We start from the raw sequence: 24906 nt of genomic DNA on the forward strand, positions 1-24906 counted from the left end.
GCATTTTGCGTTCTGTTCATACAACAATGGCAAATGGTATTCCAGTCAAAGTTGTATTTGTTCAAAACCGAAACAAAAAGAGTGAATGGCTGGCGATTCTTAGCACTGATTGTACGCTTTCTGAACAAGAAATCGTCCGTCTCTATGGAATGCGTTGGGATATTGAGATCTTCTTTAAAACGACCAAATCCTTATTACGTCTTCAAAAAGAGTTCCAAGGTATGTCCTATGATTTACTCATTAGTCATACAACGATTGTCTTTTCTCGGTATATCGTTTTGTCATGGCAACACCGTTGTCATAACGATTATCGTACATTAGGTGGACTCTTCTATGAACTTTGTGATGAAGTCAATGAACTGGATTGGGCTGTTGCATTACAACACTTAATCGAGCTTCTTCAAGATACCCTTAAAAAGTCAAATAAAACTATTCAAAAATGGATGAAAAGTCAACTTCAGCAATGGATTAGCGGTCTGCCTACCTATATCAAGGCTTATTTATCAATTTCAGTCTGCGAAGTTTGAGTAAGTTATAAATATTATCAATATAGTTTGGATAAAGGTTAAACGACTGTTTAAAACATTCGAATGCTTTGTTATAGGCATTTTCACGATTATAGAGTCCTACGCCGCGGTCAGACTCAATAAAAGCTCGAATAAGAATGCTTATTTTTTCAGCTACTATTCTATTTCCTTCTTTGTTATAATGCTGACCGTCTGGTAATAATATTTCGTTTAATTGTATGTTTTTCTCCACGTCAACATAGAAAGTTTGCCTATAATCAACACCATCCATTAATATCTCATTATATTTTCTGATTTCGTCATTCATACCTTTGTATCTATTTTCCATTTTTGTATTTGTAGGTGTAATTCCCACAATGATTATCTTGACTTCTGGTCTAAGAGATAACATAGACATTATGCGAATTAGAACTTGGCGAAATTCTACTTTATTTACCATTTGTGTCCCATTTTCATCTCGAAACCAACAGTCAACAAGACCGACATTAAGAATAAGGATATTAGGTTCAAAATAAAACAAGTGATCTGCGAACGTTTGAGCAATATGCTTTATCGTATAGGCCCGTTGTGCTCTGTTAATAACACGTATATGTAAATCAGGATATTCCGCTTGGATCGTCTTTTCTACTAAAAATCCATAAGTATCATCGAAGCTGACTGCTAGTTCTTCTTTTTTCTTTGGATCATATTGATTAATCCTTTTGGGACGTGGTAAAGCTAGCGAATTACCAATTATTACTATCCTCATCATTTTCCTCCCTAAAAATCACAACTACCTACTCTATTATCTTTTGATATACACTATTACAAAGCAAAAGATGCGAACGCAAATCTAATAAATGCTCTTTTTTATGATTTTTAAAAGCTTCTATCTGCTTATATAAACCTGGCTTAAATTGTCGATCCAAACTATCTTCAATTTGCACCTTATCAATCGAAAGACTTCCTAATGATTGAATATAGAGCTCTTCAAGAGGTTGAAGTATGAGTCGAGTCTTTTTTGTAAATAGCTCTATCCCCCATCTACCAGGTGCTTTCCAATTCGCTTGATAAGAAAATAGTGCTTCCCTCTCTGAAACACCAGAGCCAACAAAAATGGCACCATTTTTATGCCAATCCAATTCTCCATTTTTATAAGATTGAATAGATTTTGGAACTCCTCCTAAGAAAAATGCTAAATCTATTACGTGTGACGAATTACAAAACAACCAATTTTCTAATACTTCTTTAGGCTTATTAAGTTTCTCTACCTTATGCGACCATTCAGTAAAATCAAATTGAAAAGAAGTGACACCCCCATCGAACTCTATAATTCTCTGTGCTTCGATCACTGATGAGTAAAACCTTCTATTGTATGCTACAAATATTTCTACTGATCGCTTTTGAGCTTTTTCCAACAACATTTTAACTTCCGTAAAATGTAACCCACCTGGCTTCTCAATTAATATTCTTTTCACTCCATTATCAATTAATTCAGTCGCTACGTTGTATAAGTTTTCAACATTAACAGCTACAACAGCTTGTTTCGGGAGCGGCCTGCCTGTTTGAATATACGAGGATACACCATTAGGAAAAGCGCTTATCCCAGTGTTTTCTTCAAATCTCATTGTTCCTTTTTCACTACGCCCGATAACATAAAAGGGTATATTTTGTGCTTGTAACACTTTACTATACTGTTGAGCCATATTACCAGTACCGACTAATAGTAACTCTTCCTCCCTTATGTAATCATACATTTATCTATCACTTCTCCTTCATTAAAACCACTTGCATTCAAATGCTTAATAAAAGCAGCAAGCATACTTTTATGTAACTTGGCCGATTCCTTATAAGGTGTGAGATCACAATTTCTAGTGTCTATTAATTGCTTGATAATATCACTTGTTGACTGGCTAACATATAGCTTTTCAAACCTATATTCTTCGAAACTCCACTCATTTTCTTTAGTACTAAAGTAAGCAATTTTTTTCGTTTCGTTAATTACTATTTTTGCATCTAAAGTATTTATATTTACCATTACTGGTGCCTCACCGTCAGAATATGAAGTAACAATTAGGTGAAAATTCCTTCCTTCCCCTATTAAAGAACCAGTAAATTCCAAAAAACCTTTCCGTTTACTTTCTTTAATTACTTTATCTAAAAGCTTTTGATTAAATTCAATATTGTCTTCACCTGTGAAATATGCTAGTAAATCAACAAAATGTATACCATTACAACCAAGCCCTAAATTCGAAGAGCTTACTTCAAAATGAATAAAAGAACTTTGATCTATTAAACGTTTTACCTTCTTGTAAATTGGCCACACTCTCCTAGCACAATTTACAAACGCCTGAATCCCTTTAGAATTTAACAGTTCTTCGATTTCAGAATAATCACTTTCCTGTGGAAATAGAAATTTCTCTAAAATAAGGTAACGAACCGAACTTACTGTTAGTAAGTCCATGATTGCTTGTTTTCGAATGTTAGAATTTGTGGCAATTATCCCAACATCCATTTCATTTGGGACATATTTCAACGTTTTTTCAAAGAAAACATCAACAATATTTTTATCCGCTCTTCCCTCTTCTTCAAACCTACCTTTTGCTATCCTTAGTGCTTCTTCACTTGGGTCTACAACGTACACAGTTGCATCTCTATCAAAATGAGCTAGTGATTGCAAATGTCGGCTGCCAATTTGACCAGCTCCTACAATGACAATATTCATCATATATCCCCCTTAATGATAGTTGATTTTTCAATTTATATCGTGTATAAAAGTTAGTCCATTCATTATTACGACTTATTCTTCTATTACTTAGATTTCATTCTTCACAGTGTACCAATGTAACTTTTATTGAAAAAACTGCTTTTGTAACATCCTTTAATCTCAGATCAACAACATTGTCTACAATATAGCTGATACAACTATTTCGAATTTATTAATAATTCAGCGTATTTAAAATCAAGCTCATCATCAATATCAATAGAATGTTCTTTTTTCATGATCACCGCATAACATTTATCCTTATAAAAAGTATCATTAGATAGTAAATAACTTGTTTTACAAATGTATATTGCACCATTTAACCTAAAGAAAGTAGGTAAACTTTGACGACGCCTTTCTACTACCTCTTTTTTCAAAAAGTTTTCCATAGAATAGTCTTCAGGTAAAGTATTAGACCATAATGGAGAATGATCCACTTCACACACCGATACAACGGCATTCGCACTTCTTATTCTCATTTGTTCATGAGCTTTAATTATATCTTCATATGTTCTGAGTGGTGAAGTCGGCTGAAGGAGAGTAACTGTATCAAACTCTCTCCCTGCATCTTTATAACGCTTTAAGACTTCCTTCACAGAATCCCAAGTTGATGCTGTATCAGAAGATAATTTCTCGCTCCTTAGAAATGGAACATTCGCCCCCCATTCTTGAGCAATTTTAGCGTATTCCTCTGAATCAGTAGATACCATTATTTCATCAAATAAATTCGATTTCTGAGCAGCTAAGATCGAGTAAGCTATAAGTGGTTTCCCATGTAACATCTTAATATTTTTATCTTTCAATCCTTTAGAACCACTTCTTGCTGGAATAATTGCAATGTTTCTCATTCGTTCACCCCCATTCATAAATCATAAAACTTCTTTTTAAGTTCGATTCTCTCATTTAGTAGAAATTCTTTAATTTTTGCAATGACCTTCTTTGAGGTACCACCATTACCATATGGATTAATTGTACTTCTACACTTCTTTTTAAAATTAACCGATAAAGCAAGATGTACTGCATTTTTTATATCTTCATAACTTGGTAAACAATTGATCACACTATCGGCTTGAATTCTTCTTTTTTGACGATCTCCAATATTAATTGTTGGTATCCCAAAGCTAGGTGCTTCTATTAAGCCACTGGATGAATTGCCAATAACAAACTCACAATATTTTAAAGCACTTAAATATCGAATCAACCCTAATGACGTAAAGGCTGTAGCGTTATTATATTTTTCTAAATAATGATCGATCATTTTGTTTATAATTCGACCATTAGCATCCGCATTCGCCTTTGTAAATATGAAATTCAAATTCTGGTGCTTTTGACAAACCTTAAGTAAAGCTTGAAATTGCTCTTGTAATTGATTGTCTTCAAGTGTCACTGGATGAAACGTAACTACTGCATATGGCTTGTCAAAGTTGAATTTGATTGATAATGCTAATTCATCTTTACTCATTAATGGCTGACTGAGAATATTTTCTACACCAACTGCCCCCACACAAAATACTCTATCTGGGTGTTCTCCTAACTGAATAACCCGCTTCCGATAGGATTCTGTACTTGTGAAGTGTAGATAGCTTAATTTCGTAATTGCGTGACGAATTGCCTCATCTACAGCACCTTCAGTTGTCTCCCCACCATATAAATGAGCTATTGGAATTCTTTGATTCATCGCAGCAGTACAAACGGCTAACGTTTCATACCGATCTCCTAGAACAAGAAGCATATCTGGTTTAAGTTTTTCAAAATAATCCGCAAAACTTATCATTGCTAAACCCATTGATTTTGAAATTGCCGCCGGTGTATCTGCACTTAGAAGCATTTCAATCTTTGAATCAATTAGAAAACCGTCTTCTTCGATTTCCTTATAAGTCAATCCAAATTCAGGAGATAAATGAGCACCAGTCACTACAATACGCACATCAAACTCTGAGATAGTATTTAAATTTTCAATAATTGGTTTTAATAAACCATATTCGGCCCTCGTAGCAGTAAGGACACTGATCTTTTTCATACCTCTATCAACTCGTCTTCTTCAAAATTACGTTTAGCCGGCTGGCCTATCACCTCATACCACTTCATTGGACTAATTCCATTCCCTGGCCGTTTTACTGCAAGGTTTTCTTCTGTATAGATTTCCCCTTTTGTAATCGAACGATTTGCTACAATACTTTTTCTTGCTACCGCTATATTCTTTTTTTCAGATTCTACCGGCTGTTTTTCGTCACTTCCAATAGACATTTCAACATTACGAATAGCCCTTACCATTGCTTTTAATTCATCTGGTTCTAAACTTGCTTGATGATCAGGGCCGTCCATACTTCGATCGAGAGTAAAATGCTTTTCAATTATCGTTGCTCCCATCGCAACAGCGGCAATAGAAATTTCAATCCCACGTGTATGATCTGAGTAACCAATAGATAAGTTGAATTCCTTATGAATGGTTTTCATTGCAGCCAGATTAACATCCTTAAAAGGAGCAGGGTATTCAGTTGTACAATGTAATATAGTGATCTCACTGGCTCCGTGCTCCTTAAGTACGCGAACAGCATCACGGATTTCCTGCATCGTACTCATTCCTGTTGAAAGTATAACTGGTTTATTTAATTGAGCTATTCTTATTAAATAGGGGAGGTTGGTTATTTCTCCAGAGGGAATTTTCCATCTTTTCATATTTAAACTACTTAAGAAGTCGATACTATCAAAGTCAAAACCGGTTGAAAGAAATTCAATTCCCTTAAGCTCACAATACTTGTTAAGTTCAACAAATGCTCCAAAAGACAACTCTAGCTTACTGAGCATATCTAATTGACTTTCAGCGGCACCTGACTGCTTTCGTTGATAGCCAGCTTTCTCCGCATGCTTAGAAGCCATTTTGTTGGCTACAAAGGTTTGAAATTTTATACAGTCAGCCCCAGCGTCCTTGGCACGATCGACCAACAATTTTGCATTTTCTAAACTACCGTTATGATTTACTCCTGCCTCTGCAATAATGTATACACTCATTTCGAACGCACCTCCTTACAAGGATTACCATAGGCAACCGTATAATCCTTAATATCAGATAAAACAGTACTGCCAATTCCTATAATTGTGTTATCTCCAATTTCAATCTGTTGTTTGATTACACTATTTGCTCCTATATGCGACCGTTTGCCAACCTTAACCTCTCCGCACAGTACGCTACCTGAGGCAATATGTGAAAATTCCTCAACCAAACAATCATGCTCGATCGTAACAGATGTATTAATAATTGCTCCTTTATGAATGACAGATCCAGCATTTATTACAGCGTTTTTACCGATAAAAATCCCTTTACTTAGCTTAGCGTGTTTACTAACTGTCGCTGTTTTATCGATTATATTCGGAATGTTGAAACCTATTGTTTTAATCAAACTTAAAAGTTTCATTCGCAATTCAGGATTTCCAATACTCCCCACTGTTACAAAGGCATCTGTATAACCTTCATCAAAAAATGTTTGTAGATCATCGTCACACCCAACTATAGGAACAGACAACACCCTCTTACCAATATTTTCTCGTTTGTCGATGATTCCAATATTGTGATACATTTCCGTGCTTAAAAGGGCATCTAATACTGACTTACAATGCCCTCCCCCACCAATCAATAGTATTTTTTTACTCATCACGTTCAAGCCTTCTTCTCATATTCTCCATTTCATCTAACTGTCCCATGTCAAGCCAGGCATTTTCACTGATTGGATAAACCCCGATCTTTTCTCCACTTTGCTTGTACTTCTCAATAATATCAGGGAATCCAATAGCCGTGTCATTTTCTAATTCATTAATAACTCGGGGCTCAACAACGTACATGCCTGTATTAGCAAAAAATGAAAATTCTGGTTTCTCTTTCATTTCTTCTATTTCACCGACTTCGCTAATTTCAATAACTCCATATGGTATTTTAATATTTTTTAAAGAGCAGACCATCGTAATTAAATTATTCTCTTTCTGGTGATAATCATAGATTTTTTCGTAATCTTCCTCAATAATAATATCACAATTAGTCAATATAAAAGTTGAGTCTATTTCTCCCTTTAACAAACTCAACCCTCCACCTGTACCTAACGGAAGTTCTTCATCAGCGTAATAGACATCATATTTTTTTTCAATTTCATTAAAATACGCTTTTATCATATTTTTCTTATGATTGACAATTAAATAAAACTGATTACTACCATATTGATTAAACCGATTAATAATATGTTCCGCAACAGGAATCTCTCCAATAGGAATTAATGGTTTGGGAAGGATCTTTGTATACGGGTACAATCTAGTTCCTAGACCTCCGGCCATCATAACAATAGGTGCTTCAAGTTTTCCTCCACGTTCTACCTTTTCGTCATTCCAAAACACGATCGAGACAATCTCTTCTTCTTCATTCAAAACAGGTAACGCTTCAATTGAGTGCTTACGCATATAGTCTTTGACCATTTGTTTATCTTTTTCATAAATGTACTTAGGACTATAGTTAGCCATATCCTTAACTTTTGCATTCAAACTTCCTTTTTTTAAAATCCATCTTCTAATGTCACCATCGGTAATAGCTGCCGCGAACCGATTATCCTTTACAACAAACAGTACCTTTTTCGCTAGTTTATCTAGCAACGCCATCGCTTCTAACATAGTCGATTCTTCATCTATTAAAAACTCTTGTACATCCAATTTTCACACCACCTAATTAATTCTTTAAACTTTCTTGGGGCTTTTTAGACACTCTATGACATATTGAGCATCTTCTTTAGTTAAGTTAGAACTGCAAGGTATATTAACAATATGATGTAGGTAGTGTGATGCTATCTCAATTTTATATGTCTGATTTTTCAAATAAGGCTTTTGTTCATTAATTAAATCCCAAACAGGCCTAACTTGAACGTTCTTAGAAGCTAAAAATGAAATTATTTCATCCCTATTTAACAAGTAATCTTCATTAATGTACAAAGAATAAAACCAATAATTGCTTCTAATATTTTCATTAAATTCTAAAAGAGTAAGTCCTTTTATTGTATTTAGTTGTTCTCTGTAATAGAGATAATTTTCTCTTTTTGTTTTAATAAAGGTCTCCAACTGCTCTAACTGCGCTAATCCAAGTGCAGCTTGAATGTTTGTCATCCGATAATTATATCCTACTTCGTCATGTCTGTAATAGAGTTCATCACTCTTGGCCTGGGTGGTCAGATGCTTCGCCCGCTTTATTAATTCCATGTCGTCAGAAACGATCATGCCACCACCGCCTGTGGTCATGATTTTATTACCATTAAATGAGTAAACTCCAATCGTCCCAATCGTCCCAGCATACTTCCCTTTATAAAAACCTTCAGTGTAATACGTTCCAATAGCTTCAGTAGCATCTTCTATAACTTTTAAGTTAAATTCATTTGCGACATTCATTATTTTTTCCATGTTCGCTGTATTTCCAAATATATGAACAACTATAATGGCTTTAATATGCTTTTTCGTTTTCTTATTTATCAGTTCTCTACCCTCAAATTCACACTCTTCTTGACAAAAATGGAGAAGCTTGTCTGCATCCATACAGAGAGAATCATCACAGTCTATAAAAATAGGTTCTGCACCAATATACTTTACAGGGTTAACAGCAGCAATAAATGTAAACGCTGGCACAATTACTTCATTTTCTTCCGTCACTCCACACACTTTGAGGGCAATGTGTAAACCTGAAGTTCCATTTTGAACTGAAACGGCTCCCTTTGCTTTAACATAGGCTGCTGTTTTTTCTTCAAACTCATTAATATAAGATCCAGCTGTTGAAACCCACTCGCTTTCAATAGCTTGAGTAACATATTCTAACTCTTTTCCTTTTAAGTTCGGGACCGATAGAGGAATAAATTTTTGATCCATTTCCTGCTCCTAAATGTTATATATATCAACTTTGTATTTATCTATATGCTGCTTAAAGAACTCAATAGTTTCAGCTAGACCTTCTTCGAAAGAATACTGGGGTCTCCAGTTCGTCAGGCGCTTGATTTTCTCATTTGATCCGAGCAGTCTGTTTACCTCGCTATTTTCAGGCCTTAACCTTTGCTCATCACAAATAATCTTTGCATTAGGACTAATTTGTCTAATTATTTCTTCTGCCAGTTGCCCGATAGAAATTTCCTCCTGTGATGCAATGTTTATTTCTTCACCAATTGTATTAGACGCCTTGGCAATCTTGATAAACCCATTTGCTGTATCTTTAACATAGTTAAAATCCCGTGTAGGAGTAAGCGAACCAAGTTGAATTTCTTCTTTCCCAGCCAGTAATTGTGTAATAATTGTCGGAATTACAGCTCTGGCTGATTGGCGCGGTCCATAAGTATTAAATGGTCGAACAATCGTGATCGGCATCTCAAAGCTACGATAAAATGATTCCGCTAGACGATCTGCCCCTATTTTAGTTGCTGAGTAAGGGGATTGCCCTTGAAAAGGATGGTTTTCATCAATTGGTACATACTGAGCCGTTCCATAAACCTCAGAAGTTGAAGTTATTAATAATCTTGAAGTGTCTAAATCTCTAGCTGCCTGCAATACATTTAATGTCCCTTTTATATTTGTATCTACGTAAGTATCAGGGGAATGGTAACTAAACGGAATAGCAATCAGGGCCGCAAGATGATATACCTCGTCTATATCTTTCATTGCTTCCTTAACCCCATTGGGGTCTCTTATATCCCCAGTAAAAACATCAACCTCATTGATAATCTCTTTGGGCAGAGAATCTAACCAGCCCCATGAGTTAAATGAATTATAATAAGCAAAAGCCTTGACTTTGTATCCTTTTTTCACTAATTCCTCTGTTAAATGACTGCCGATAAAACCGTCAGCTCCAGTGACAAGAATATTTGGCATAAAGATGCTCCTTTATTGTATGATTATCGCACTTATTATTTTTAAATTAATAGGGAACTTATTTAGATCACACTCTTAACAAGATGAGAAACTTCAAATTCAGTCTATACTTCTCTATTCACTCATTAAAGAGTTTCTTCTCTACTTCTTTTAATACTGTATCATACACTGGAACAACAATCTCAATTGCTTTTTTTATTTCCTCTATATAACTGGATAGTTCCGCTAAAACAAACTTTCCTTTTTGAAGCATTTCTTTTTCATCATGCATTAATAACAATCTTTTTTCTGTTAGTTCATGTTGTACACGCACTGTAGGATGGATTAAAACTTTATATGAATCTAATAAGTCCATAGCTTGAAACGTCTTATCTAGTTGATTCATTTGCTCGGTAATCTGATATATTTTATTTTCCTCTATTAACCAATTTAAATTATTTAATCCTTTAATAAGTTGGTTAACATATAAAACAAGTTCATCTACCGATTCATCCATACGTTGCTTCTGTTCTAGAACATACTGTTGATCATATTGCTTCGTTATCTCCTTAAACCAATTATCTATGACTACTTCATTTTCAAAATCATTTGCAACTACTTCTTCCAATGATTTGAAAACAGTTCCTTCGATATGTGCCCCTCCTTGCGTCGTATTAATAACAACTTTCTTTGCGTTCGTAATTAAAGGAATATAAGATTCTAACTGTTTTTTCATCCGTAAAAACATTTCATTCGTTTGAACTGTTTCACCATCTACACTTGTTATCTCAATAAGCCTTTCCTTCTCTTGCTCAGTCACTTCACTGGAAATATGATCGTATTGAATACCTTTTGAAAAACGCTGATTATTACGAAATGAGAGGTTTTGTCCTACTAAAATAATCGGATTAAACTTTAACTTATCCATTAATTGCAAGGTTACGACCGCAATCGATGCAGCATCATTTAATTGAGTTAACTTTTTAGACTTTTTATGTTTCAAAAAATAAGGAGATATTGTATCTTGATTCGTTAACATATGAAGCTTGTGACCATTATACACTTGCAATACCTCAAATCCGATTGAACTCCCGAATATAAGTGGAATTTCATGATCAAGCCCTAAAGCAATCGTCTTTTCAAAAACCTTTTGGTTTCTTCCCTTTGGATCATATGAAGCAACGGCATCTGGTTTAATCCCTTCATTAATAAGCGCATTAATCGCTGATCCAACTGCGATTACATAGGCAAGCTTATGTTCTTTAATATAACGAATCCTATCCAGCTCCTCAGCAAGAGATGGACCTGCTGCAACTAAGAGTGCTGGTTTATTTTTAAAAAACTCATGATCAACATCGTGAAGAATATTCGGAGTTGATAGTGTACTTTGAAAGTTCATTAAACTATTTAAAGTCCATCTTTTTTCATAAGCGTAATTGGTACGAAAACTTGCTTTTTTTTGTTTAAGCATTTCAGAAAATAAAGCAACAAAGGATTGATATTCTTTTGAGAAGGCCTTTTTATAACTGGGCAGGGCAACAAACAGCACTTTTTTATTAATAATTTTTGTAAGCTCCGCATCCAACCGCTGTTGAGAAAGTGTACTTTCTACATGAATTGATGTTACTCTCTGTTTACTGAATTTATGTAATGGTTGTGTTTTAATAAATTCCGAGAAAATGTTGGTAATCGGTTCATATAAAGTAAATGTAAGATCCGGGTATTGATTTATCATTTTTTCTACGTGATAACCTAACCCTAAACCATAGAAAAAGATATGATCGTATTGGTCAACATCTTCATACGTTTCTAGTAACTTCTCCGCTTCAACAGTGGGATTATATTTACTATGAAGAAAAAACTCCTTTCCACCATTTTGAACCTTTAGCGTGTCCTCTCCTGAACGAGTTGATATTCTTTCTACTGTAATCTTCTTCGCCTGTTGATCTCTCATTTGTTCGCGGACGCGAGGAAAATATTTTCGTAAGAAGTTAATATTGTCAACTTGCATCATCATTTATCTTCCTCATTCATAATCTTCTTAATGTCCATTTTTATATCCTCAAGTACTGGTGTAATTTCATATTGGATAAAGTCGGCTAATTCAATTTCATTTTCATTCTGCATTGCCTCTTCAAGATTACGAAAAACTGACTCAAGGCTAACGGATTTCACCAATACTTCGTCCCAATTTTGAGGACGCTCAGCATCAAGCCGGTCGATAGTCGAAATCAATTGATAAATCCACTCAAGCCCCTCGATAAATTGTGATAATTTAGTTTTCGTTTCATCTAATTTACCGCTGTACAGTTCAGAGGTTAGTGTGTGAATTTCCGGCAGAGCCCTTTCCAAGTACTCATATCCTGAAGCTAACAGCTCACTAACAAATAGTGAAATGGGCTTCATAACTGCAGTAGCCTCTTTAATATCGTTAATTCTTTCTTCAAAATAAAGCTCTAAATCTTCATAAACCTCTTCTCCATCAACAACAAAATGACTGAAATACATACCATCTTCACGTTTCAATCTTTCATTCACGATGTTAGTAATTTCATTAATTGATTTATGCTCATTTTCAAGCTCAATAGATAGGTCTTGTATAATAAGTTTCACAGTAAATCCTCCAAATCGTATTCTACTAATAATATCGACCATTTCTTCATTTACTTAAATAAAATAGCACCCTTGTCGAATTACAATTTATTCCTTTTAAAAGAAAGTTGTTAAAAAGTAAATAAAAGCCCAAGCCAAAAGGCTCGGGCTTTTAAAGCTTGAAATTATCCAAGTAATTGTAAAACTGATTGTGGAGCTTGGTTTGCTTGAGCAAGCATAGCTTGAGAAGCTTGAGAAAGGATGTTCGCACGAGTGTACTCCATCATTTCACGAGCCATATCCACGTCACGGATACGAGACTCTGCAGCTTGAAGGTTCTCAGCTGAGTTGTCCAAGTTAGAAATTGTGTGCTCTAAACGGTTTTGGAATGCACCAAGGTTAGAACGTTGAGCTGATACACTTTCAATTGCATTGTTGATCGTTGTGATCGCTTGTGAAGCTTTCGTTGCATCCGTTACATCGATTGCATTTCCAGCATCATCACGAACGTTAAGTGCTTGCGCACGCATATCGTTAATACCGATTAGCATGTTTTGACCAGTGTTCGCACCAATTTGCATGGAAAGGGAATTTGATACAGCATCTTCTCCATTGTTACCAGCATCGTATCCTCGAACACTAATTGTGATACTTTCGCCTTCTTTCATATTTTCCAAGCCATTAATTGTCAGTTCAGCACCTGAAGCAATTTCTAAAGTGCTACTACCAGAAGCAGTAGTAAGAGCCCCACTTCCAAGCTCAATAGATGAATCAATCGCAAATTGTGCATTACCTGATTCATCTGCTCCAATATAAGTAATTGTCACAACAGCATCGTCAGTTGCTGCTTCACCAAAACCAGAAACTGCCTCAACCGTTACATCTGCATGTGTATTTCTTTGCACTTCAAAAGACGCGTCACGAGTGTCGCTGAATCCTTTACGACTACCATCAAGAAGCTTCATTGTGTTGAACTCAGTTGTGTTAGCGATACGATCGATTTCATCAACTAGCTCATTGATTTCCTTTTGGATTTCCTCGCGGTCTGCTTCTGTGTTTGTGTCGTTAGCAGATTGAACTGCTAATTCACGCATACGTTGAAGGATTGATTGAGTTTCTTGAAGAGCACCTTCAGCAGTTTGAATTAAAGAAATACTGTCTTGTGCGTTACGGGAAGCCTGGTTCAAACCACGGATTTGACCACGCATTTTTTCAGAGATTGCAAGACCTGCAGCGTCATCACCAGCACGGTTAATACGAAGACCTGAAGAGAGCTTCTCCATTGCAGATTGTCCAGCATTTTGGTTGATACCCATTTGACGGTACGTGTTTAAAGCTGGGATGTTGTTGTTAATAATCATAATATACTTCCTCCTTGAAGTGTCGCCCACGTCCTTGTAGGCCAGATAGATTAGTCAGCAACTCCTTTTGGTTTGGTCGGCCGCCCAAGCCAAAAGGATGCTTACACTCGTTATATCGACAGGTTGGCTCTAATGTTAAATGGTTTTTCGGATTTTTTTATCTTTTTTTGTCTGATTTATGTCTGGATAACAGTTGGCGGTTATGTAGGAGGTTTTTCTTACGTACAAAACTCCCCATTTTCGATTCGATAGAAGACTAAACGGGGAGTTTTGTGATTAGTTTTTCAATTGGGCGATGTCGCGTTTGTTTGACTGGGTTTCTTGAAAGAGGAGGTCAATGTCGGTTTTGTGGCGGTAGTTGGCTAGTTCCAGCTTGTCCGTTCGTTCTTTCATTTCGAGGCGCAGGGCAACGATGTCTTCCGAGTTTTTCGCCGTCATCTTGATCAGTTGCTCGAATTTAACATTTGTGCGCTGTTCACTTTCCTCAATTGCCTGTTTGAAGGAACGCTCCTGTTCATCAAAGCGCTTGTCGAGATTTTGAAGCTGCTTGTTCATTTGCTTGACTAACGTGAGAAGTTCGTTTTCCATTTACTCTCACCTCCTTTAGGTTAAGTCTATATCGAATGTTTGTTCCTGTAAAGGCGAACAGGCATCATTGGGAAGAATGTTAACTGAACAGGGACACCACGGCCTGCTAATAAGGGTTCATTGGACTAAATTTATCACTTCTTCCCAAACCACCTATCCCATAACTCATGGAATAATTGATTGTAATTATAGGTTACATAACTTAAAAATAATGTAGTAAAAACCGTCATTAATCTGGGCTCTCCAGCTAGATAGATTTGTAATGGAATCATATAGAAAATGCTCGTAATAATAAAGCTAATTCCCAATGCTTCAATATACAATCTTACTTTTTGAAGGTTCATCGTTTCCCTCTTTATTTAAGGATTTATCTAATCAGAAAACTCGTTTCAACAGCGACTCTCCAGTTTCTCATCAATAATAGGAAGATTGGATTTCCCTGTTTAGCCGGGCGAGCTCGCGTTTGATCAACAGATTTTTTTGGAAGGAGCGATCAAAGTTCCTTGTGTGTCTTTCCGTTGCTTCTCTTACTTTGCGGCTCGCGATCGCGATTTCCTCAGAGAGCTGCTGGAGAAGCTGCTCGTGTTGATCCAGCCTGGCATTTATTCGTTGCTCACTTTCCTCAATTGCCTGTTTGATCGTTTGTTTGAAGGAACGCTCCTGTTCATCAAAGCGTGTGTCGAAATTTTGTACCTTTAGGTCTATACTCTGGACATGTCCTACCAGTCTCTCCAGCCGCTTGTTCATTTGCTTCAATAACGTGAGAACTTCGCTTTCACATTCCATTGGCTTTCACCCCTTTCTTCAAAAGTCTAGGCTGAAGGCTAGTCCTTGTAAAGGCGAACAGGCGTCACTGGGACAAATCGTGAGCGGACAGGGCAAAACAGTTCGATAATAGGTCAAACGCGAAGGCAGAAACAGGGAAACTTGAGAAAGAACTAGCTTTGACCTATAGGCTGGGCAAAAGATAAAAAAACAACCTTTCTTATACGGAAACTAGAGTCTGGCCGAAATTCAAGGATGGCTCTGCACCGCCTAGACTCCCTTCTTGGAGAAGCTATCGAGAGGAACGAGATTCCGTTATTCTTCTATTTTAACGCTCATCTGTACAACAATAGGAACGAAATTCCGTTACTAGGCAAAAACAAGCGGTTCAACCACCTTGTAACCGACAATAGCGGAATCAGGTTCCCTATACACCAACGATAAGGGCCCTGGAAGCGACATAACGGAATGACGTTCCTTCTGCCCTTCTCAATTGTTCGGATGTTCTTTTAAAAATCCTTTCAAGCTGTCAAGCGAGATGGTTTTGGCGGCTTCGCTGTTTTCGGTTTGGATCGCGACATAAATCTCTTTTCGGTGGATGTCGACATGTCTCGGCGCCTGGATACCTAGTTTGACCTGGTCGCCATCAATCGCCAGGATTGTGATTTCGATGTCATCGCCGATTTGAATCGCTTCCTTCAGCTTGCGTGAGAGCACGAGCATTTACTTCGCCCCCTTTGCCACAGCGAAAATCGCATGCTTCGTCTGGTAGTTCGATTCGTTCATTAAAATTTGCTTGCCTTTTTGCTTGGCGGCGTTGATGACAACAGGTCCCTGAAGATTGGCGGTCGTTTCCGCGAACGGCTCGCGAATCGTCAGCATAACAAAAATCGCAACATCCTCCTGCTTCTCGATCTCGAGCTGTTCAATCGTCGAATCGGTGAGCTTCACTTCATACTGGGAAACATAGTCAAACGGATTAACGACGATAAAAGCGACACTAGCGCTTTTCGTCGACTGCAGCACATAAAACGGTGTATTTTCTTCAAAAGGGAGGAGAACAAAAGAAGTTTCCTCTTCGAAAGCGGGAAGACCTTTTTCAAATGTAATGAAGCGGTCTTCGGCGATCTCTACAATCCCTTGATATTTCGTTTCTATTTTCATTTTCATTCACCTTTACCTTATCCGCATTTTTTCTCATTGTATCATAAGGGAAGAGGTTGTTCGGCTTTTCTCCCCGCTTTTTTCTTCATAGAAAAAAGCCGTCATCACGGCTTTTTGCTCACAATCCCATATTCACCTCTGCTCCAACCGCCTGAAAGGAAATGTCGTTTTTCTGTCTTAGATAGACATCAAGCTGCCATTTCGGCATTTCGATTTGCGGCGAACGGGGGGTGACGGTAATATCGGGCTCTTTGTAAGGAGCTTTCATCGATAGCTGCCCGGGCTGATAGTCAAACGAGATGCTGAAAGCCGAACGCGGCATGGTCGTATAGACAGCCTTCTGTGGGGCCCGCTCGCCGTTTACTTTGGCGATTTGGGCAAAAGCGTCCCCGCCACGCGCGCCGTTTTCGATTTTCATCATTTGATTGCCTTGCTGGGCGGTTTTTGCAAGATACTGGTGAACGACGCTCGTCGTTTTGTCCCAGTAGTCATTGGCCATCCGCAGCGGCGTCTTCAAGTTTGCCTCGGCAAAAGCCTGTCTCTGGTCAATAAACAGCTTCGCGGCGGTTTGACTGATTTCAATCAGGCCGACATGCTGCTGACGAATTTGCAGATCGGCGGACGGCTGCGAGATGCGCGGACCTGGCCGCTGGGAGCGAATACCGATATAGGCGTCTGTTGAATGAATCTCAAGCGTAGGCAGCTGCAAGCAAGCTCCCTCCTTTGCTCAATTATCTGAGGAAATCGAGTAATGACGGCTGAATAATTCTCGCGCCGACGGCAAGAGCGGCACGATGGACCGTTTCCTGAATCGTCAGGTTGATAATCACTTGCTCAATATCGGCATCCTCATTGTTGGACATAATATTTTTCGCGCTGACCTCCTGCTCCATCAAGCGGCTTTCCATCATCTCCACTCGGTTAACCCGTGCACCGAGCTCGGCACGCTCCGCGACAAATTGGTCAATATGGCCAAAGATATTGTCGATATACCCAGTCAAATCTTTACCGGAAATGGACGGATCATTGAGGGCGTGCTCCAGTCTGATAATATCGCCGAAAAGCGCATTGTTGAAAATGTTAGCCGGATCAACATTCACCGGAATCGTCACGCCTTTCAGCAATTCGATTTCAACCGTTTGCGTGTTGATCGAAACAGCATCATTGTATGAGGCGATGACATCAGCTGGGCGCAGAGTTTCGGTTATCGTTGGTTCACTTGCAGAGCTATCCGGATTTGGTCGAGTAAACGTCACTTTATTGCCATTTTCTTCAACGATCAATTGGACATCTTCCTGGCCAACCGCCTCAAATACAATTTGTCCGCCATCACTCGAAACTTCTTTAAAAATCTTACCATCATAGCTAAGCTCAATCTTATCAAGCTCCGTGTTTGGATCAAATAACGTTTCCAGCCCGATATCGATCTTCTCCATATCAATAATCGGCGCATTCGTTGTGTCCGTCCCATTAAAAATAAAGCGGTGACTGCTTTTTGTATTGGCGAGGGACTGCAAATGCTCCCGCAGCTGCTGGATTTCCTTGGCAATGTTTGCCCGCTCCTCCGCATTATAGGAGTCGTTCGCCCCCTGGGTCGCCAGCTCGCGAATCCGCCGCAATGTTTCCGTCGCCTGATCCAATGCAGCATCTGCCGTATCCAGCCAGTTATAGGCTTCGCTGAGGTTGCGCTTGAACTGTTCCACTTCCGTAACCTGGGTGCGGTAGCGCATTCCCTTCATCGCCACAACCGGGTCCTGCGACGGACGGGTAATCTTTTTGCCGGTGGCGAGCTGGTCCTGCAGCGAGGCAAGGCGGTTATAGCCCTGATTTATATGCCGTAATGAATTTGTTGATAGCATCATTTGTGTTACACGCATCGTTTCTCACCTATCCTTATCTTCCGACTATCCCCATATTATTAATAATACGGTCAAGCATTTCATCGACCATGGTGATGTTTCGCGCCGCCGCATTATAGGCGTGCTGAAATTGAATCATTAATGTAAATTCCTCATCCGCCGAAACATTGCTGACCGACTGGCGCCGAAATTCAACACTGTCTCGCAACGATAATGAGCTGTCCGCCATCCGCGCCGCTTCCTGGGCATTGACAGCCATGTCACCAATCACACTTTGATAATAGCTACCGATCGTGCCTGAATTGCCCGAGCTGAATTCCATAATAATATCCTTCATATTCGCTAATTCAAGCGCGTTCGTTCCACTTCCAGCATAGGCTTTTGGCAGATCGTTGAAGACATTAACTTCATTTCCAGCATCATCATAAAATGGATTTTCATCATCAGCACTCAATAAAGCATGAAGGCTTGCATAATCCTCTTCTGATTTAGGTGATTTAGCCATTAGTTTTTCGTAAGCGTCTTTTGGACTGTCATAATCAACTTCGTTTAATGTAAAAGGCACTGTATCATTCAACGCATCGACATTCACACCGGCTGCGGCGATGTTATTGCGACTTGCTTCAATATTGGCATGGATCTTAATTGCCTTCGCTGCTCCCGCCGGATCAGTAAGACCTCCCAGGTCAAAAAAGTCGCCGCCATTTGTTGCAGGTTCACTGTCTGTTCCAAGCGTAAAGCCGAGCTTATGAATATTGTTAATCTCGGTGGCAAACTTATAAGCCATTAAGTCAATCTCCGCGAGCATGTCGGGATAGGTGCCGACAATTTGAGTTTCCCCGTCGACCGTCGTCTCGTATCCGTATGCCTCAATTAAGGCTTTCATTTCCCCGCGCGGCATATCGGTATGAAGGTCATCTATTGCATAAGCTTCAATGGGTTCACCATCCTCGCCTTCTTTCATAAAGGCATAGCTGGTTACTGCCCCATTCTCAAATCCGATGCTCATTTCTAAATGACGTTCTTGACCTGTCCCATCCACAAGCTTGATCGGTTCCAAGAGCCGCTCACCATCTTCACCCGTTACTGGCAAACCCTCATCATTCAGAACCTCCTTCGTATACGCCTGTCCATTCTCATTCACCAAATAGACCGTTACCGCTCCTTCGGCGACTTCGCTCGGTTTGCCGCCGCTTTGTTCGCGCTCGACTTTGATGTTGACGATCCGTGAGAGCTGGTCAATTAGGCGATCCTGTTCGTCGTAAAGGTCGTTGGTGACGTAGCCGTGCGGTTCGACTTTGCGGATTTGTTCATTGACATTGTCCAGTTGGCGGAGAAGCGCGTTGACTTCCTTTTCCGTCACTTCAATTTCGTTTTTGTAATCATTACGGATTTCAGATAATGAATCGTGCATATAATTGAAGCTCTCGGCGATAAAGCGGCCGCGCTCACGGACGACGGAGCGGGCGCCGGAATCATCGGAGGTTCCGGCCAGGTCCTGAAAGGATCTCCAGAAAAGATCAATCTGATGGTTCAACCCGTTTTCTGAAGGCTCATTTAAAATATCCTCCATTTTCATAAGCGAGCTGTAGCGGGCATCCCAATAGCCAACCTTGTTTGATTCATTGCGGTATTGCACATCGAGAAATGCTTCGCGTACGCGCTGAATGGAGCCGGCCTTGACTCCGGTACCGAGATGACCAGGGATTCGCGGGCTGTTCATACCGCTTGCCGGGTAAGGCTCCGTTTGCGAAAAATTGACACGCTGTCTCGTGTAGCCGGGCGTGTTGGCGTTGGCGATATTATGACCGACTGTATGTAAGGCGTATTGCTGGGTCATCATCGCCCGTCTTGCTGTTTCTAAACCGTGGAACGTTGACTGCATTTAAATGATCCTCCATTCAAGTTAGGCTTTTGAGTCGAACAGGGAGTGTCCGGTGTCATAAGGCTGGTCATCGCGCTCATTCGGGCGCTTGTAGCTGATATCCTCCTGATGCGGCACCATTAAATCAAGGGAAAGATTGACAAACCGCAACGATTCCTCAATAAGCTGCTGGTTCAGCTCATTTTGACGTTTTAATGCATGAATCTCCGTGAGCAGCCGCTGCTGAAGGGCATCGAGCTGTTCACGCTCCTCCGCCGTCGCCCATTCCTTTATCTCGGCCAGCGTTGCGTTTTCTGTTATCTTTCCCTTGCTTACAAGAAATGTTCGTACGACCTTCACACGCATCGCCTCCGTCGCCTGCGCCTTACGCACCAGCTTCGCTTCCGCGCGAACAAGCTCTTCCAAGGCAGGCATATCCCCTTTTTTGATCAGCTCAACCTTTTGTCCTGCTGCTTTATTTAGCTCATGATGAATCATAGCCAATGATTCAAGCAGCTCTGTTATCGCCTTCACTGACATGCCCGTCCCTCCTTTGCCTCGTCTCTACTCATTCCAAAATTGATAAAACTTGTTCGCCACTGCCTGTGGATTTACTTTGTATTCTCCGGCCTCGATCTTCTGCTTCAGATCTTCAACCTTCGTCTGACGTTCTTTTTCAATCGCTGTCCCCTTTTGCATTTCCAGCGCTTCAAAGGAAATCTCAAGCTTATCGCTTTTCGCTTTCGTCTCGGCAGCCTTATCCTGCTTTTCCAGCTGCTTGCGGTATGGATTTTGCTGAACGGATTGATACGGATTGATTTTCATGCTCTCACCTCACTGTTTGACCCCTTGTGATACGATTGTTTTCAAAAGAAAAAATGTGCCGAAGAGCTGTCTCAAAGAGGGTTTTCCCTTTTGAAACATCCCCCTACTCATTATATCGGCACATTTCTCAAAAATGTTTATTCATTTTTATTAAATCGGCTGTTAAGAGAATGATAAGTCGTCACCCTGTTTTTCTCTTTTTCCGTTTCCTTTTTCCGCTCAACGAACTCTTTTTCTTTTTCAAGCTTTTCAAGATCGCCGGTAATCGCGTCTTTGCAGCTGCTGCAAAGGCGGCCTTCCTGAATCATTGTGCCGCATGAATCGCACGGATAACCGAGGTTGGGGAAATGAGTGGTGAGCAACCTGCCCTCGCGGACAAACATATGAATCTCTTCTAACGAGACTTCTGTCTTTTCATGAACTTCCTGAATGGAAGCCATTCTGTTTTGCTTGCGCCGCATGAACTTCGACACCTTATCATAGTTATCCTCTTGCTCTTTAAAACACTGCTGGCAAATAGGGCGTAACGCCTTAACAAAAATCCGGCCGCAACGTGGACAATTGGCTACGTTTTTCATGGATCATTCCCCTTTCCATTCCTTTCTTTTATTATACTGCCTGATGCGTATATGACAATAGTCTCTAGTCTCTTTTTACCGTGCGATTGTCAAGGAAGCGATGCGCTCTGCCCCGTGGCGCTTCAATATCCGCGCCGCCTGCCGGACCGTCGTTCCCGTCGTATAGATGTCATCAATCAAAACAAGCTTTTTTCCTTCAATCAACGGTTTCGCTAACTGTGTGAGATGAAACGGCTGCTCGTTGATCCGGGCAATTCTCTGCCTGCGGCTCCGCTTGCTCTGTTTCTCCCCGCTCGCTCTTTGCAGCAGCTTTGTTTCCTCAGCCCAGCCCTCCATCAGCAGCAGCGATTGATTGAATCCTCTCGCCTTGAGTCTCGCTTCACTGAGCGGGATCTCGACCGGCAAGTAGCCGCGGAATTCTTTTTGATAAAGCGCCTTTAGTCGTCCGGCAAAAAAGCGCGCCAGCTCAGCATCGCCGCGGAATTTGAACATCGTGATCACTTCCTTTAAAAAAGCATTGTATTGATAGAGTGACATGTTGCGTTCAAGCAGGTCGGCCGTTTCCTGCCGCTGCTGCCAGCGCAGGCAATCATGACAGATCCTTTCATCATTACGAAGAGCGCGGGAGCAGATGTGACAGCGGCGCCCTTCAAGCGTGATCAGCTGGGTCTCGCATTCCGGACAAAGCGCGCTCTCTTCCTCCAACAGCAAAAGTCCGTGCCAGCTCACCCGTTCAAAAAAAGGTTGATGGCAAAACAAACAGCGGCTCATTTCGTACTCGCCTCCTGATTCATCAGCTGGATATGGCGCTTGGCAGCGCGCATCGCCTGTGAAATGCCATAATGAAAAAAGATGACATCGCCATCCGGCTGTGCGGCTGATCTCCCGACACGTCCGGCGATTTGGACGAGCGCCGTCTCGGTAAAAATCCGATGGTCTGCTCCGAGCACCGCGACCTGAACACCGGGAAACGTGACGCCCCGTTCAAGAATCGTCGTCGTTACTAAAATCGCGGTTTTCTGCTGGCGAAAGGCTTCTATTCGTTGATGGCGCCCGGAATCATTCGCGTGCACAGAGACGGCGTCATAAGAATCGTTCTGAAGAAGACGGGTAGCTTGATGGAGAAAGGAAACGGTTGGAACGAAAAGGAGAATCGGCTTACGTTTATTGAGGTGTTCTGTCAGCCAGCGCAGCAGAACGGTAGGGAGTTTGCCCTTTTTTAAGTGTTTCTGCCAATTTCCGCACCAGCTAAAGCGCGGTTCGGGCAAAGGAAAGCCGTGAAAGCGACGGGGGATCTTGATCACTTCTAGCGGTTCGGAGCGCAGTGCTTGACTAGGAGTGGCGCTCAAGTAAATGCGTGCTGCCTGCTTTTTTTCAGCCTGGGAGATTGCGTAGGCGAGACTTTGATCGTAAGAATAAGGAAAGGCGTCGACCTCGTCAACGATGACAACGTCAAATGTGCGATAAAAGCGGAGAATCTGATGGGTCGTGGCGATGACAAGCTGGCTGTAACGGTGACGATCACGGCTTCCACCGTAGAGGGCAGAAATGGCGATGCGTGGAAAGCTGCGGCGCAGACGCGGTTCAAGCTCCTTAACGACGTCCGCTCGCGGGGTGGCGAGAAGGACTCTCTTCCCTTCTGAAAAAGCTTGCTCCAGCCCCGGGAAAAGGATCTCTGTTTTGCCCGCTCCTGTAACCGCCCAGATGAGCAGCCGTTTTTGCTGCCTAATCGCTTCTTTCACCGCAATGGCGGCCCGCTGCTGTCCTGCTGAGAGAGCGCCGCTCCAGCTTAGGCTTTGCTCAACCTCTGGCAGCTGGGGAATCAATCCCTGCCAGGAGAACAGCGGCTCACATTGGCTCACCTTGCCGAGCGTCAGGCAATGCCGGCAATAATGACAACGCTCGCCGCATTTCGCGCAAAGGTGGCTGCCGATTAAAAAAGGATCCCTGTTATTGCAGCGGCGGCACGTCAGTCTCCCCTTCTCGGTAACAAGACCCGCTTCACGTCTGATCAGCTGCTTTTGTTCAAGCTCTGCCAGGATGTGAGAGGGAAGGGGAATTTCCGAACGCAGCAATCGCTTCCCTGCAAAAATAGGGGCATATTTCAGCATAGTCCTCACCTCTTTGTTTTTTACTATTACGCCTCAGCCTGCTTGTACCAGGAGATGCCAAGGCTGCCCGGTCCGAGATGGGTGCCGATTACCGGACCAAAGACGCTGATGACGACGTCGACGACATTGTCATAGTTTTCACGAATGTCGGCAGCCAGCTGCTCGGCTGCTTCCGGACGCATCGCATGGATGACTGTCACTTCATAGCGGCCGTCGGAACGAAGATCTTGATCCAGCAGCTGGAGGATGCGGTCGATCGCCTTTTTTTCGGTTCGTACTTTTTCAAAGGGGACAATTTTTCCGTCGACGAAATGAAGGATCGGCTTGATCTTCAATAAATTACCGACGAGAAGCTGACCGCCGCTCAGCCGTCCGCCCCGATGGAGATGGCCTAAATCAGCGACCATAAAATACGCCTTCAGCGTCGCCTTTATTTCCTCAAGCCGGGTTACAATCTCGCTCACTCCGGCTCCTTTCAGGGCAAGCTGCGCTGCTTCCCTGACGAAAAAGCCGAGCGCATAGCAGGCAATCTCCGAATCAAAGCCGTGGACCTCAAGCCCGTCGACCATCTCGCCTGCGGTTAGCGCATTTTGAAAGGTGCCGCTGATTCCACTTGAAAGATGTAGCGTGACGACCTGCTGATAGCCTTGTTTCTTCAGGTCGGTAAACAGCTCAACAAACTGGCCCGTTGATGGCTGGGAAGTCGTCGGAAGCTGTTCAGCGCCTTCTAGCTTTTTATAGAACTCCTCCGTCGTCAGCTCCAGCTCTTCCTTGTACGTTTTCTCAGCAAAAATGACACTTAATGGTACCATATAAATCGAAAGACGCTCCCGCTCCTCTTTTGGCAGGTAGGCGGTACTGTCCGTTACAATCGCAACGTTTTTATTCATAGCAAAAGCCTCACTTTATCATTAATACGCATGCTCATTCATTATTTATTGTACACGCCGGGCAAACAACGATTCAATAGCAGAAAGGCAAAAGGTAGATTTTGATAGGCGCTGTCTCAAACGACGATGTGTGAAAAAGCGAAGACGATGAAGGAAAACGAGGCAAGACGGAAGATAGTCT

General features: G+C 41.0%; 26 protein-coding genes and 1 pseudogene. 1 reads left to right on the forward strand and 26 read right to left on the reverse strand.

What is annotated here, in order from left to right; all coding sequences use genetic code 11:
* Positions 1-527: pseudogene (locus M3212_RS08845) on the forward strand (IS4 family transposase); the annotation flags it as partial.
* Here M3212_RS08845 and M3212_RS08850 read toward each other — a convergent pair.
* From M3212_RS08850 to M3212_RS08975, 26 genes are all read right to left on the reverse strand, one after another.
* On the reverse strand, positions 490-1275 hold the full coding sequence (locus tag M3212_RS08850; protein ID WP_251193609.1) for an SGNH/GDSL hydrolase family protein: 786 nt from the start codon (positions 1273-1275) through the stop codon (positions 490-492). The pseudogene M3212_RS08845 and the gene M3212_RS08850 overlap by 38 nt on opposite strands.
* 28 nt (positions 1276-1303) lie before the next feature.
* Positions 1304-2263 carry a Gfo/Idh/MocA family oxidoreductase gene (locus tag M3212_RS08855; RefSeq protein ID WP_251193610.1) on the reverse strand — a complete coding sequence of 320 codons (960 nt, stop codon included), beginning with the start codon at positions 2261-2263 and terminating at the stop codon, positions 1304-1306.
* A complete protein-coding gene (locus M3212_RS08860; RefSeq protein ID WP_251193611.1) occupies positions 2248-3231 on the reverse strand; it encodes a Gfo/Idh/MocA family oxidoreductase in 984 nt (327 codons plus the stop codon). Before M3212_RS08860 ends, M3212_RS08855 begins: the two co-directional genes overlap by 16 nt.
* 200 nt (positions 3232-3431) lie before the next feature.
* Entirely contained in the window at positions 3432-4118 is a 687-nt protein-coding gene (locus M3212_RS08865) for a cytidylyltransferase domain-containing protein (RefSeq protein ID WP_251193612.1), read from the reverse strand.
* Between the two features lie 14 nt (positions 4119-4132).
* A complete protein-coding gene (gene neuC, locus M3212_RS08870) occupies positions 4133-5290 on the reverse strand; it encodes a UDP-N-acetylglucosamine 2-epimerase (protein WP_251193613.1) in 1158 nt (385 codons plus the stop codon).
* Positions 5287-6282: an N-acetylneuraminate synthase gene (gene neuB / locus M3212_RS08875; RefSeq protein ID WP_251193614.1), complete on the reverse strand. Its 996-nt coding sequence runs from the start codon at positions 6280-6282 to the stop codon at positions 5287-5289. The genes neuC and neuB overlap by 4 nt, the downstream gene beginning before the upstream one ends.
* Positions 6279-6923 (reverse strand): acetyltransferase, encoded by a 645-nt coding sequence (locus M3212_RS08880; RefSeq protein ID WP_251193615.1) that lies wholly within the window; start codon positions 6921-6923, stop codon positions 6279-6281. Before M3212_RS08880 ends, neuB begins: the two co-directional genes overlap by 4 nt.
* Entirely contained in the window at positions 6916-7962 is a 1047-nt protein-coding gene (locus tag M3212_RS08885; protein ID WP_251193616.1) for a sugar phosphate nucleotidyltransferase, read from the reverse strand. Before M3212_RS08885 ends, M3212_RS08880 begins: the two co-directional genes overlap by 8 nt.
* A gap of 24 nt (positions 7963-7986) precedes the next feature.
* Positions 7987-9159 (reverse strand): LegC family aminotransferase, encoded by a 1173-nt coding sequence (locus tag M3212_RS08890; protein WP_251193617.1) that lies wholly within the window; start codon positions 9157-9159, stop codon positions 7987-7989.
* Positions 9160-9168: 9 nt separating this feature from the next.
* On the reverse strand, positions 9169-10149 hold the full coding sequence (locus tag M3212_RS08895) for an NAD-dependent 4,6-dehydratase LegB (RefSeq protein WP_251193618.1): 981 nt from the start codon (positions 10147-10149) through the stop codon (positions 9169-9171).
* Positions 10150-10267: 118 nt separating this feature from the next.
* Positions 10268-12145 (reverse strand): motility associated factor glycosyltransferase family protein, encoded by a 1878-nt coding sequence (locus tag M3212_RS08900; RefSeq protein ID WP_251193619.1) that lies wholly within the window; start codon positions 12143-12145, stop codon positions 10268-10270.
* Positions 12142-12741, reverse strand: coding sequence for a hypothetical protein (locus M3212_RS08905; protein WP_251193620.1), 600 nt, complete (start codon positions 12739-12741; stop codon positions 12142-12144). Before M3212_RS08905 ends, M3212_RS08900 begins: the two co-directional genes overlap by 4 nt.
* 164 nt (positions 12742-12905) lie before the next feature.
* Positions 12906-14081 (reverse strand): flagellin, encoded by a 1176-nt coding sequence (locus tag M3212_RS08910; RefSeq protein ID WP_251193621.1) that lies wholly within the window; start codon positions 14079-14081, stop codon positions 12906-12908.
* A gap of 276 nt (positions 14082-14357) precedes the next feature.
* Positions 14358-14669, reverse strand: a complete 312-nt coding sequence (locus M3212_RS08915; protein ID WP_251193622.1) for a hypothetical protein — start codon at positions 14667-14669, stop codon at positions 14358-14360.
* 414 nt (positions 14670-15083) lie between these two features.
* Positions 15084-15455, reverse strand: a complete 372-nt coding sequence (locus tag M3212_RS08920) for a hypothetical protein (RefSeq protein WP_251193623.1) — start codon at positions 15453-15455, stop codon at positions 15084-15086.
* 468 nt (positions 15456-15923) lie between these two features.
* The gene (csrA, locus tag M3212_RS08925; RefSeq protein WP_251193624.1) at positions 15924-16157 is read right to left on the reverse strand and encodes a carbon storage regulator CsrA; all 234 of its coding nucleotides are present in this window, start codon (positions 16155-16157) and stop codon (positions 15924-15926) included.
* The gene (gene fliW / locus M3212_RS08930) at positions 16158-16598 is read right to left on the reverse strand and encodes a flagellar assembly protein FliW (protein ID WP_251193625.1); all 441 of its coding nucleotides are present in this window, start codon (positions 16596-16598) and stop codon (positions 16158-16160) included.
* Positions 16599-16716: 118 nt separating this feature from the next.
* A complete protein-coding gene (locus tag M3212_RS08935) occupies positions 16717-17307 on the reverse strand; it encodes a DUF6470 family protein (protein ID WP_251193626.1) in 591 nt (196 codons plus the stop codon).
* Between the two features lie 22 nt (positions 17308-17329).
* Positions 17330-18475 (reverse strand): flagellar hook-associated protein FlgL, encoded by a 1146-nt coding sequence (gene flgL, locus M3212_RS08940; RefSeq protein WP_251193627.1) that lies wholly within the window; start codon positions 18473-18475, stop codon positions 17330-17332.
* A gap of 16 nt (positions 18476-18491) precedes the next feature.
* A complete protein-coding gene (flgK, locus tag M3212_RS08945; protein WP_251193628.1) occupies positions 18492-20342 on the reverse strand; it encodes a flagellar hook-associated protein FlgK in 1851 nt (616 codons plus the stop codon).
* A gap of 21 nt (positions 20343-20363) precedes the next feature.
* Positions 20364-20861 carry a flagellar protein FlgN gene (locus M3212_RS08950; protein WP_251193629.1) on the reverse strand — a complete coding sequence of 166 codons (498 nt, stop codon included), beginning with the start codon at positions 20859-20861 and terminating at the stop codon, positions 20364-20366.
* A gap of 24 nt (positions 20862-20885) precedes the next feature.
* Positions 20886-21146, reverse strand: a complete 261-nt coding sequence (gene flgM / locus M3212_RS08955) for a flagellar biosynthesis anti-sigma factor FlgM (protein WP_251193630.1) — start codon at positions 21144-21146, stop codon at positions 20886-20888.
* Positions 21147-21283: 137 nt separating this feature from the next.
* On the reverse strand, positions 21284-21724 hold the full coding sequence (locus M3212_RS08960; protein WP_251193631.1) for a TIGR03826 family flagellar region protein: 441 nt from the start codon (positions 21722-21724) through the stop codon (positions 21284-21286).
* 75 nt (positions 21725-21799) lie between these two features.
* On the reverse strand, positions 21800-22495 hold the full coding sequence (locus M3212_RS08965; RefSeq protein WP_251193632.1) for a ComF family protein: 696 nt from the start codon (positions 22493-22495) through the stop codon (positions 21800-21802).
* Positions 22492-23835, reverse strand: a complete 1344-nt coding sequence (locus M3212_RS08970; RefSeq protein WP_251193633.1) for a DEAD/DEAH box helicase — start codon at positions 23833-23835, stop codon at positions 22492-22494. Before M3212_RS08970 ends, M3212_RS08965 begins: the two co-directional genes overlap by 4 nt.
* A gap of 26 nt (positions 23836-23861) precedes the next feature.
* Positions 23862-24725, reverse strand: coding sequence for a DegV family protein (locus tag M3212_RS08975; RefSeq protein WP_251193634.1), 864 nt, complete (start codon positions 24723-24725; stop codon positions 23862-23864).
* Positions 24726-24906 lie beyond the last annotated feature (181 nt).

Source organism: Halalkalibacter oceani (assembly GCF_023715705.1).
In the GTDB taxonomy this organism is placed as follows: Bacteria; Bacillota; Bacilli; order Bacillales; family Bacillaceae_D; genus Halalkalibacter; species Halalkalibacter oceani_A.

Bases quoted from the DNA above. Each gene is read 5' to 3' on its own strand.
- M3212_RS08850 (WP_251193609.1), bottom strand. From the start codon at position 1,275: ATGAGGATAGTAATAATTGGTAATTCGCTAGCTTTACCACGTCCCAAA.
- M3212_RS08855 (WP_251193610.1), bottom strand. From the start codon at position 2,263: ATGTATGATTACATAAGGGAGGAAGAGTTACTATTAGTCGGTACTGGT.
- M3212_RS08860 (WP_251193611.1), bottom strand. From the start codon at position 3,231: ATGAATATTGTCATTGTAGGAGCTGGTCAAATTGGCAGCCGACATTTG.
- M3212_RS08865 (WP_251193612.1), bottom strand. From the start codon at position 4,118: ATGAGAAACATTGCAATTATTCCAGCAAGAAGTGGTTCTAAAGGATTG.
- neuC (WP_251193613.1), bottom strand. From the start codon at position 5,290: ATGAAAAAGATCAGTGTCCTTACTGCTACGAGGGCCGAATATGGTTTA.
- neuB (WP_251193614.1), bottom strand. From the start codon at position 6,282: ATGAGTGTATACATTATTGCAGAGGCAGGAGTAAATCATAACGGTAGT.
- M3212_RS08880 (WP_251193615.1), bottom strand. From the start codon at position 6,923: ATGAGTAAAAAAATACTATTGATTGGTGGGGGAGGGCATTGTAAGTCA.
- M3212_RS08890 (WP_251193617.1), bottom strand. From the start codon at position 9,159: ATGGATCAAAAATTTATTCCTCTATCGGTCCCGAACTTAAAAGGAAAA.
- M3212_RS08895 (WP_251193618.1), bottom strand. From the start codon at position 10,149: ATGCCAAATATTCTTGTCACTGGAGCTGACGGTTTTATCGGCAGTCAT.
- M3212_RS08900 (WP_251193619.1), bottom strand. From the start codon at position 12,145: ATGATGATGCAAGTTGACAATATTAACTTCTTACGAAAATATTTTCCT.
- M3212_RS08910 (WP_251193621.1), bottom strand. From the start codon at position 14,081: ATGATTATTAACAACAACATCCCAGCTTTAAACACGTACCGTCAAATG.
- M3212_RS08915 (WP_251193622.1), bottom strand. From the start codon at position 14,669: ATGGAAAACGAACTTCTCACGTTAGTCAAGCAAATGAACAAGCAGCTT.
- M3212_RS08920 (WP_251193623.1), bottom strand. From the start codon at position 15,455: ATGGAATGTGAAAGCGAAGTTCTCACGTTATTGAAGCAAATGAACAAG.
- csrA (WP_251193624.1), bottom strand. From the start codon at position 16,157: ATGCTCGTGCTCTCACGCAAGCTGAAGGAAGCGATTCAAATCGGCGAT.
- fliW (WP_251193625.1), bottom strand. From the start codon at position 16,598: ATGAAAATAGAAACGAAATATCAAGGGATTGTAGAGATCGCCGAAGAC.
- flgL (WP_251193627.1), bottom strand. From the start codon at position 18,475: ATGCGTGTAACACAAATGATGCTATCAACAAATTCATTACGGCATATA.
- flgK (WP_251193628.1), bottom strand. From the start codon at position 20,342: ATGCAGTCAACGTTCCACGGTTTAGAAACAGCAAGACGGGCGATGATG.
- M3212_RS08950 (WP_251193629.1), bottom strand. From the start codon at position 20,861: ATGTCAGTGAAGGCGATAACAGAGCTGCTTGAATCATTGGCTATGATT.
- flgM (WP_251193630.1), bottom strand. From the start codon at position 21,146: ATGAAAATCAATCCGTATCAATCCGTTCAGCAAAATCCATACCGCAAG.
- M3212_RS08960 (WP_251193631.1), bottom strand. From the start codon at position 21,724: ATGAAAAACGTAGCCAATTGTCCACGTTGCGGCCGGATTTTTGTTAAG.
- M3212_RS08965 (WP_251193632.1), bottom strand. From the start codon at position 22,495: ATGAGCCGCTGTTTGTTTTGCCATCAACCTTTTTTTGAACGGGTGAGC.
- M3212_RS08970 (WP_251193633.1), bottom strand. From the start codon at position 23,835: ATGCTGAAATATGCCCCTATTTTTGCAGGGAAGCGATTGCTGCGTTCG.
- M3212_RS08975 (WP_251193634.1), bottom strand. From the start codon at position 24,725: ATGAATAAAAACGTTGCGATTGTAACGGACAGTACCGCCTACCTGCCA.